The sequence below is a fragment of the Rhodococcus chondri genome (assembly GCF_036327435.1).
GTDB classification, from domain to species: Bacteria; Actinomycetota; Actinomycetes; order Mycobacteriales; family Mycobacteriaceae; genus Rhodococcus; species Rhodococcus chondri.
Genome location: NZ_JAUZMZ010000185.1, coordinates 1 through 8,670 on the forward strand (window position 1 = coordinate 1; position 8,670 = coordinate 8,670).

The 8,670-nt window shown below is 63.4% G+C and carries 7 protein-coding genes; all 7 read right to left on the bottom strand.

Features of this window, described 5'->3' with window-relative positions; all coding sequences use genetic code 11:
* Positions 1–466 precede the first annotated feature (466 nt).
* On the bottom strand, positions 467–2,086 hold the full coding sequence (locus tag Q8814_RS22150; RefSeq protein ID WP_330154138.1) for an amidase: 1,620 nt from the start codon (positions 2,084–2,086) through the stop codon (positions 467–469).
* A 48-nt stretch (positions 2,087–2,134) separates the two neighbouring features.
* Positions 2,135–3,478 (bottom strand): lipase family protein, encoded by a 1,344-nt coding sequence (locus tag Q8814_RS22155; protein ID WP_408015965.1) that lies wholly within the window; start codon positions 3,476–3,478, stop codon positions 2,135–2,137.
* Between the two features lie 102 nt (positions 3,479–3,580).
* The gene (locus Q8814_RS22160; RefSeq protein WP_330154143.1) at positions 3,581–4,510 is read right to left on the bottom strand and encodes an MBL fold metallo-hydrolase; all 930 of its coding nucleotides are present in this window, start codon (positions 4,508–4,510) and stop codon (positions 3,581–3,583) included.
* Positions 4,511–4,512: 2 nt separating this feature from the next.
* Positions 4,513–6,177 (bottom strand): FAD-binding dehydrogenase, encoded by a 1,665-nt coding sequence (locus Q8814_RS22165; RefSeq protein WP_330154144.1) that lies wholly within the window; start codon positions 6,175–6,177, stop codon positions 4,513–4,515.
* A gap of 79 nt (positions 6,178–6,256) precedes the next feature.
* A complete protein-coding gene (locus tag Q8814_RS22170; protein ID WP_330154139.1) occupies positions 6,257–7,360 on the bottom strand; it encodes an MBL fold metallo-hydrolase in 1,104 nt (367 codons plus the stop codon).
* Positions 7,357–8,268, bottom strand: a complete 912-nt coding sequence (locus Q8814_RS22175; RefSeq protein WP_330154140.1) for a bile acid:sodium symporter family protein — start codon at positions 8,266–8,268, stop codon at positions 7,357–7,359. The genes Q8814_RS22170 and Q8814_RS22175 overlap by 4 nt, the downstream gene beginning before the upstream one ends.
* Complete coding sequence (locus tag Q8814_RS22180) at positions 8,265–8,426, bottom strand: hypothetical protein (RefSeq protein WP_330154141.1); 162 nt, start codon at positions 8,424–8,426, stop codon at positions 8,265–8,267. The genes Q8814_RS22175 and Q8814_RS22180 overlap by 4 nt, the downstream gene beginning before the upstream one ends.
* Positions 8,427–8,670 lie beyond the last annotated feature (244 nt).

Consider the following 8,670-nt stretch of genomic DNA (forward strand, 5'->3'; position numbering starts at 1 on the left):
ATCCGCCGGGCCTACGGATTCCACAGCGCCGAGAACGCACTCGCGATGGTCATGCTCACCTGCGGACCCGTCACCCTTGACCTCCCGTACCACATGGGCACCCATCCACATTCATGACAAGAGAGCCTTTTAAAGTTTCTCGCATCGGAGACAGACGAAGTGTTGACCGATGTCGTCGAGTGATTGAACGAGCAAACGACGGGACAACCGGCACGACGCGCCGGTGGTCTATAACTGGCAATCCATGTGGCGCGCCGTTCCGTGTGGTGTCGAGTCGAGGGCTCGGTGGCGAACCAGAGGTGGCGAGTGGGGTGTTGGGTGTCATCGGCCAATTTTTGTGTCCTGCAAACAGGAACTGGCCAGTTCCGGAGGTGCCGATGACCCATATGCGGTTGGTGCCGCCTGGCTGCCGGGTACATGTGGGACTCCGAGCGGCAATCAGCGCCCCACTGCTGAGCAAGGCCGGTCACGGTGACACCCATCCACCGAAGTGACTCTCGAGAGCCGTAGCGACAGCAATCGTCACATGGTCCTTGCCCGCTGCGGCAGCCACCTGAACGCCGACCGGCAGGCCGCGTTCGTTCAGCCCGAGTGGTACTTCGGTGGCGGTCATGCCGAGCAAGTTGAACAGAGCGGCACCACCGAACAGCCATGGTCGGCCCAATGTTGCATTGTGCAGCGGGGCCGGTCGTGGTAGCGGCGGATGCATCATCACACCGTCGCCGACGACCTCTGCTACCTCGTCGGCCAAATCCGATGCGATCGAGTCGAGTCGACGACCGAGCATCCTTGGTGCCGAACCGAGAAGGTGATCACCCACCATCGCCAATCGAAGTTGAAGGCTACTGGCGCGCAACCACGCTGGAGTTCGGTGGGCAGCTCCGGAGACGTCGAACGAATCGAACAGCGCCGTGACCGGCGACCCGGCGTGGCGTCGGAGCTCGGCCAAGTAGCTCGACATGAGACGTCGTATAGCGGGCATTGGTCGCCACTGCACGTCTGCACCGAGCTCGGCGAGTGCAGTGCCCGCGGCGTCTCGGGCCTCGCGTACCGAGCGATCCATCGATCGTAGATACGTCGACCCGGTCGGAATCACGACGCGTAGACCGTTCATGTCGACCGATTCGATGGGCTTGCACCGGGTTCCGTCGTCGTCGGCAAGAATGCGCAACAGCGGCATCAGATCCGAGGCCCGTCGGGTCATCGGACCCAGAGTTTCCAAGCTACTGAGCTCGCCGGTCCTGGACACCGACGGGATCTGCTCGGTCGCCGGCACCAGACCGGGTGATGGTTTGTGGCCGAAGATGCCGCAGTAGAACGATGGGATGCGGATCGAGCCACCGGTGTCGCCGCCCACACCGAAAGGGCTGCCACCGCCGCCGATAGCGGAGCCCTCGCCGCCGGAAGAACCACCCGAAACGCGACGGTGATCGTACGGGTTCGAGGTCCGTCCGTAGACACTGTTGGTGCTTTCGATGCCAAGGCACATCTCGGAGGTGTTCGTGACACCGACGATGATCGCTCCTGCGTTCCTGAGTCGTCGAACGACAAGGGCATCGGATTCGGCGACAACACCTGCGCGACTGGCGAGGCCGGCGGTATGGGGCATCCCTGCCACTGGAATGGACTCTTTGACCGTGCATGGCACCCCAGCCAACGGGCGATCTGCCGCAGTAGTGGACGGGCCCGCATCGACGTGGTCGGCTTCTTCGAGGGCGGCGGCGAACCGGTCCCGCGCGATGGCACCGTCCCCGGCCCGCACGAGAAGGGTCCCGATGTGAAACGCGACCACCCGGCGAGAAGTCGTGCGCCCTGACCGAATCGCATCGGCGAGTTCGATTCCCGACGCCTCGCCGATCCACCTGTCGGTTACTCGCACAACATTTTCCGATGCCACGCCTAAAACCCTCTTTCGATCGTTCGCGACCAGTCCGATTCGTGTCCGGCGGTCCTGGATGTCGGTGGAGCCGCAGGAAGGGTGAGCGCGCCGCCACCGACTGGCCCCTGGAGCCGATGACCGCGTCACTTGCGTGAGGCGATTGCCGTTCGACGTGCCCAGGTGGGAGGTGCGTTCGGGTTGGTCCACGTCGACGCGCCTGTGGGACGACGCGGGCTTTCGGCCTTGCTGGCCCCGTCAGCGCGAGTGTTGTTGGGGTGCCAGTGAGTTTCCGGGGGCGATGCGACCGCAGTTCGTCGGTGCCGGCTTGTTGTCGAAGCGGTCGAGGAGCCATCCGACTGCACCGGGGAACCACAGTGCGGCTCCGGGAATGTGGCTGATGGTGTTGTACTCGTCGTACTGCACGGTCACACCTGCGTCGCAGTACTTGTTCATCAGTGCGCGGACGTCGCCGGCGACCATGATGCCGTCGCCGGGGCCGGTGCCTACCGGGCCCGGTTGGGTGCCTTCGAGAATCCCGTTCGATGCCTGTGCGACGAACATCGGGACGGTGGGGATGGGGGCTTGGCCCATGTTGATCTTGTTGACCACGTCGACGTACTCGGGGACGGTGTTCGGGTCGGTGTATTCCGGCTTGACCAGGTCCGTCCATCGCAGTCCGGGATATTGGAGGAGGACGTTGAGGATGGATGCGTCTTTCAAGTGCGCCATGATTTCGCGGCCGTAGTCGTTGATGTAGGGGTCGAAGTCGATTCCGTACGCGCGTCCTATGCCGATGATGGCCATGCCGACCACTCCGCCCCAGGTGATGCTGCCGCTGGCGTAGCGGAGGTTGTTCGCCGGGTTGACCAGCAATCCGCCCTGGGCTGCACCGATCAGATTGTCTGCGATGTCGGGTGCGTAGTCGGCCGCCATTATTGACGCCCAGTTGGTGGCGATGGCACCGCCGGAGTATCCGAGCAGACCGATGCGGGAAGAGTCGGTGACGCCGCTGCCCGGTACCTGTTGTGCAGCGCGCAGCGAGTCCAGGGTCATCATTCCGTACTCGGGGCCGGCTGCGAAGTCCGCGGTAGGGCCCTGGGTGTCGGCGAGAACGACGGTGTAACCGAGAGCCAGGAACGGGGCGATGACCGTGCCTTCGCCGGATACCGCGGAGCCTCCGACACCGACGTTCCGTCCGCTCGGTGTCAGAGACAGCAGGGGTGTGTTGCCGGCGATGGCTCGGGACGGCCCGTCGTCGGGGTTGAGCGAGTCGTACGCCGATTGGTAGGAGATGACCTTGTCCGGTTGCGCGTTCGGGGGCCGCAGCACCGAGGTGACGTTGGCGGACGGTCGTCCCTGCGCATTGGTCGATCGGTACAGGATCTGCACTGCATCGAGTGGGGTCGCCACATTGAGCAGGTGATAGGGGACGGTGCGCACACCGAGAACGGATCCGGGCGCATACCCCTCGAGGGGGGCCGTGCCGGTGTAGCGGAAGAAGGGATCGTCGACCGGCTGCGCGGACACCGCCGCTGCGCCGTGGGTGAGGATGGCGGCGGCGAGGCTGAGGATCAGGAGCGAACGAGTTTTACGGAGCACGGTGTCACCTGTCTGTTGAGCTAGTAGTGGACGGCGCACAGTGTTGTCGTGGCCGGGGAAGGGTTGTCGAAGGCACGATGCGGTTCGCGTGCGCCGCCGGGTTTATCGAGTGGCCCATGGGTCCGTTCGCCGCCACAGGGTGGGTAATTCGACGAGGCGTACACCGTCACGCCGGGCGCAATCGGACAGTGTCTTTATCGAGGCGTCGAGGTCATCGAACGCGTACGGAAGCGCCCGTAGTGGTGCGGTCAAAGGTCTGAAGAAATCGTCCCAGTGGGTGAGGATCACAGTGTGTGCTCCCACTGCTGTGACCGTCTGAGCCCAGTACTGTTCGATATAGCTGCGAGATTGGTGACCAAGTTGCCCGACGGCCAGGTATGCGACGTCGGCTGTGCGACCGGAGAGCATGTTCGACCGAAAGCCTGCACTGCTGTGCACGAGCGCGGTCTGAGCACTTGCGTTGTGGGCGACGAGGATCGACCATGCCGCACCGCACTTGTACGCTTTGACCCGAACGGGTTGAGCGAGAGCGCGATCTACCGCCCCGTGCATCCGGTTCGGGGTCGAGTGCTCTGATTCGACGAACGTCAGCGTGTAATGCCCCAGCTCCAGTTCATCGCCTGGTTGTACTGTTGCGATCCGGCTCGGATGTAGCTCGGCTCCGCGACCGATCAGTGCGGTCGATTCATCCCCGACGAGCACCGCGCCGGTGCGTTGCGCGACGAGGGCCGAATCGAGAGCGTGGTCGTAGTGGCAATGTGCGCAGACCACAGCATCGAGAGTGTCGATACCTGCTCGTTTCAGGGCGTAGTCGACCCGAGCGGGGTCCGTTCGCAGCGGTGTCAGCAGCGTCCGCGTCATCGATGGCCGGGAGAAGAATCCGTCGGTCAGGATGGCTGATTCGCCGTCGTCGAAGAGCAGGGTGGTGACGCCGAGGAACGACACGGTGACCGCCGAGGCGGGCGACGACGATGCCGCCGGGGCCATTGCCTCGTGTGCGCGCAGGTTGGGTCGACCCCATCGCAGTCGCATCGTCATGCCTGCTCAACGAGGGCTCGGCCGGCTTGCCGGCCGCTGAAGATACAGCCGCCGAGAAAGGTGCCTTCGAGGGAGCGGTATCCGTGCACACCGCCGCCGCCGAAGCCGGCGATTTCCCCGGCTGCCCACAATCCCGGCACTGCCGTACCGCCGGTACTCAACACGCGCCCATCGAGGTCGGTTTGTATGCCGCCCAGTGTTTTTCGGGTAATGATGTTGAGTCGCACCGCGATCAACGGCCCGGACTTGGGGTCGAGGATCTTGTGCAGGGACGCTGTTCGCGCGAGTCGTTCGCCGCGGGAGCGACGCGAGTTGTGGATTGCAGATATCTGCAGATCCTTGGTGAACGGGTTCTCGGTTTCGCGGTCGCGGGCCACGATCTGACGTTGCAGCTCGACTCGGTCGATCAGATCGTCCCCGGTGATCTTGTTCATCCCGTCGACGAGTTCGGCGAGGGTATCGGCGACGACGAAGTCCTCACCGTGCTTCTTGAACGCCTCCACCGGTCCACTTGCGCCCGGCAGGACCCGCCCGAGCACCAACTTGAGGTTCTTGCCGGTGATGTCAGGGTTCTGCTCAGATCCCGACAGGGCGAACTCTTTCTCGATGATCTTCTGAGTGAGCACGAACCACGAGTAGTCGAATCCACTGTCCTGGATGGCTTTCAAGGTTCCGAGAGTGTCGAATCCTGGGAAGTTCGGAACGGGAAACCGCTTGCCGCGGGCATCGAACCACATCGACGACGGACCGGGAATGATCCGGATCCCGTGATTTTTCCAGATGGAATCCCAATTCTTGATGCCCTCGGTGTAATGCCACATTCGGTCTTTGTTGACCAGGCGCCCACCGGAGTGTTCGGTGATGCCGAGCATGCGGCCGTCGACGTGCTCGGGGACCCCGGAGATCATCGAGGCCGGGGCCGCACCGAGCCGCGCAGGCCAGTTCTCCCGCACCAGATCGTGATTTCCGCCGATTCCGCCCGCGGTCACCAGCACCGCTCCTGCGTGTAGTTCGAAGTTGTCGACTTCGGTGCGGCTGCTGCCTGCGCCGCGCTCGGACGCGCTGGGTTCGAGAATTGCGCCCCGGACTCCGTCGACGACGCCACCGGTCATGGTCAACTCATCGACCCGGTGGCGGAATCCGAACCGCACCACACCCTTGTCTGCAGCTTCTCGCACACGTGCGACAAAGGGTGCGACGATGCCTGGCCCGGTTCCCCACGTCAGATGGAAGCGCGGAACCGAATTGCCATGTCCTTCAGCGAGGTAACCGCCGCGCTCGGCCCAGCCCACAATCGGAACCCACCGCACGCCGTGGGCGTGCAACCACGATCGCTTCTCACCGGCGGCGAAGTCCACGTAGGCCCGCGCCCACTGGTGGCCCCAATAGTCTTCACCGGCGGGATCGTCGATACCTCGATCGAACGTTGCACTGCCCAGCCAGTCCTGCCACGCCAGCTCGGCGGAGTCCTTGATGCCCATCCGGCGCTGCTCAGGAGTGTCGACCATGAACAGACCACCGAGGGACCAGAATGCCTGCCCGCCCAGATTCTGCTCGGGCTCCTGATCGAGCAGCAGCACCCGCTTGCCTGCGTCGGCCAATTCTGCTGTCGCCACCAGACCTGCCAGTCCAGCACCGACCACGATCACATCTGCGTCCATCATCCGTCTCCTTCGTCCAACAGGACTATTGGCACTTTCCTGATCGCACCCTGCTCGGCGCAACCTCTCCCCGCATGCTCTACACCGAGAAAGTGAGCAGGCCGGGGTTGAGATAGTCCGTCGGATCCGACATGAATCGAAGCTCAGGAGGGGAGTCGAGACGCGCGAGTTCAGCGCGCAACGGTGCCTCGTAGGTTTCTCCCCGCGCGCTGATGCCGGGTACGAAGTTGTCGTGGTGTCCTGGGACGAACAGTCGCGCAGCGACCGCTTCCGCGTACTCGCGCGGATCCCGAAGGCCGTTTGTGAATTGGCCGAAACCCTGAATTGCTCCCAGATGCACATCCGTGGGGGGGAGTTCGTGCAACTGGGTCAGCACCTGAGGAGCTCGTTCGCCCAACGGTCCGGCGGTGTCGTGCCAGAGAACGGAGAACCCAGGTATCCGGAACTGGTACAGGATGCTTCCACCCTCCGCGTCGAACACGTGGCGCGCCAAACTGGTCGCGTCGTCGAGTTCGGGAGGATGCGCAGCGATGTCACTGGTATTGGGGGTGGGGAAGAATGGAGGCGACCCTTCCGGGCCTTGTTCTGGCGCAGTAGGTGTCGAGTGCAGATGCCGGATGGCGGTGACCGATACATTGCCGGCTTCGACGTCGCGGCGATCACCTACCGGAGTTGCGGCGTCCCCCAGTTCGATGAAGCGCACCGCTCGGGTGTCCACCGACTTCCGCACTGCCGCACAATGTTCGGCGCTACCGTAGACTGTCGCACCCGAAGCCTCGGCGATTCGACCTGCGTCCGCAGCGTGGTCGAAATGACCGTGCCCGATGAAGATCGCGTCGGGCCGAAGGTCAGCGACTTCGTCGGGATCTGTCGGTACGTAGCCCGAGACCGTCCCGCGCGGAATCCAGGCATCGAACACAAACACCGATCCGTTCATGGCCATCGCATAGGTGGTGCAGCCGAGCCACGTGATGACAACTCGGTCGGCCCGAATGCCGCCGGTGCCCGAATCGACGTTGCTCGCACCGAAGAACCGCTGCCTGGCAGCGATCGATCGCGGTTCCAACCTCGGCGGCGATTGCGCTGAAACATGGTCGACGCTACCGAATGCGAATGCCATGCCGGCCCCGACGAGACCGCCCAGCACTGTTCGCCGCTGTACGGTTCGACTCTTCTTCGTCATGGGCTCGTCTTTCGTGAGATCGGGGGGCGCGGGGCGGTGTCTACCGCGGGTGCTTCGGAGGTTCCGCGGGATACCGCATAGCCGAACACTGTGGCAAGGAAGTACATCAGGATCGAGTAGACGGCAGCAGGGATTGCGACCTCTGCACTGCCGAGCACGCCGAGCGCGATGGTCAGCGCCACCGTCGTGTTGTGGATACCGACCTCCATCGAGGTGGCGATCGCTTGCGGGCGACCGAGTTTCAGCACGCGGGCTGTCGCGTAGCCGAAAGTCAGGCTCGCCAGGCAGAAAAGTCCGGTGACCAGGCCGACCTGGCGCGCGTACTCGGCCACATTCTCCCGCTCGGACAACAATGCGCCGATCGAGACAAGCGCTAGCACCACAATCGAGAAGATCCGGACCGGGCGGTCGGCGCGCGCGGCGAACGTCCGGGTGAACCGGCGCACGACCATGCCTATCGCGACAGGTATCAGAACGATCGCGACGACTTGCAGTACTTTTCCGAATTGCAGGCCGACGTCGCCGTCGGCACCGAAGTACCCGATCGCAAGATTGGTGATGATCGGGATGGTCAGGACGGCCAAGACTGAATTTATGGCAGTCAGCGTTATGTTCAGTGCGACATCACCCCGGAAGAGGTGGCTGAACAAATTCGCGGTCGTGCCGCCCGGCGAGGCCGCCAACAGCATGACGCCGACGGCGAGCAGCGGATCGAGCCCGAAGAGTGTGACCAGTCCGAACGCCACCGCGGGTAAGACGAAAAGTTGCAGAACCAACGCGACCATGACGGCCTTGGGCTCATTCACTACTCGACGAAAGTCGCCGGTGGTCAGAGTGAGACCCAGTCCGAACATTATGATCGCGAGGGCGATCGGAAGCCCGATGGTGATCAAGCCGGATGAGTTCATCGAATTCTCGCACTGCCGGTGCTGATGCTGGTGCGAGCCGGGGTCATCAACTCGACGGCGAGGTAGCTGTCGGGGCGGAGTGGGTCGAACAGATGGATCACCCGCAGCAAACCCCGCCGCAGCGGGGACACCTGTGGAGTTGCTCCGCGCTCAGCCATGCTGTTGCTCCCGATCCGTGTAGTGCTCAGAGGTGCAGAGTCGGGCCGCTGGACCGGTGATCTACATGAAGGTGCGCCTCCGTTCGGTACAGTAACGCATTTAAAACAGAACTGCACTGAGGTTTTCTCAGTAAGTTGATCTTGCTGGGATGGGGTCGTACCGGATCACGAAGGGACGCAGGGCCCCTGGTAGGACTGGATTTGCGAAGATCGAATCCGAACCAGAGGGCCCCACGTGATCACC

What these genes read in the sequence shown, in the direction of transcription:
- Q8814_RS22160 (WP_330154143.1), bottom strand. Translation starts at nt 4,510, where the DNA reads ATGCGACTGCGATGGGGTCGACCCAACCTGCGCGCACACGAGGCAATG.
- Q8814_RS22165 (WP_330154144.1), bottom strand. Translation starts at nt 6,177, where the DNA reads ATGGACGCAGATGTGATCGTGGTCGGTGCTGGACTGGCAGGTCTGGTG.
- Q8814_RS22170 (WP_330154139.1), bottom strand. Translation starts at nt 7,360, where the DNA reads ATGACGAAGAAGAGTCGAACCGTACAGCGGCGAACAGTGCTGGGCGGT.
- Q8814_RS22175 (WP_330154140.1), bottom strand. Translation starts at nt 8,268, where the DNA reads ATGAACTCATCCGGCTTGATCACCATCGGGCTTCCGATCGCCCTCGCG.
- Q8814_RS22180 (WP_330154141.1), bottom strand. Translation starts at nt 8,426, where the DNA reads ATGGCTGAGCGCGGAGCAACTCCACAGGTGTCCCCGCTGCGGCGGGGT.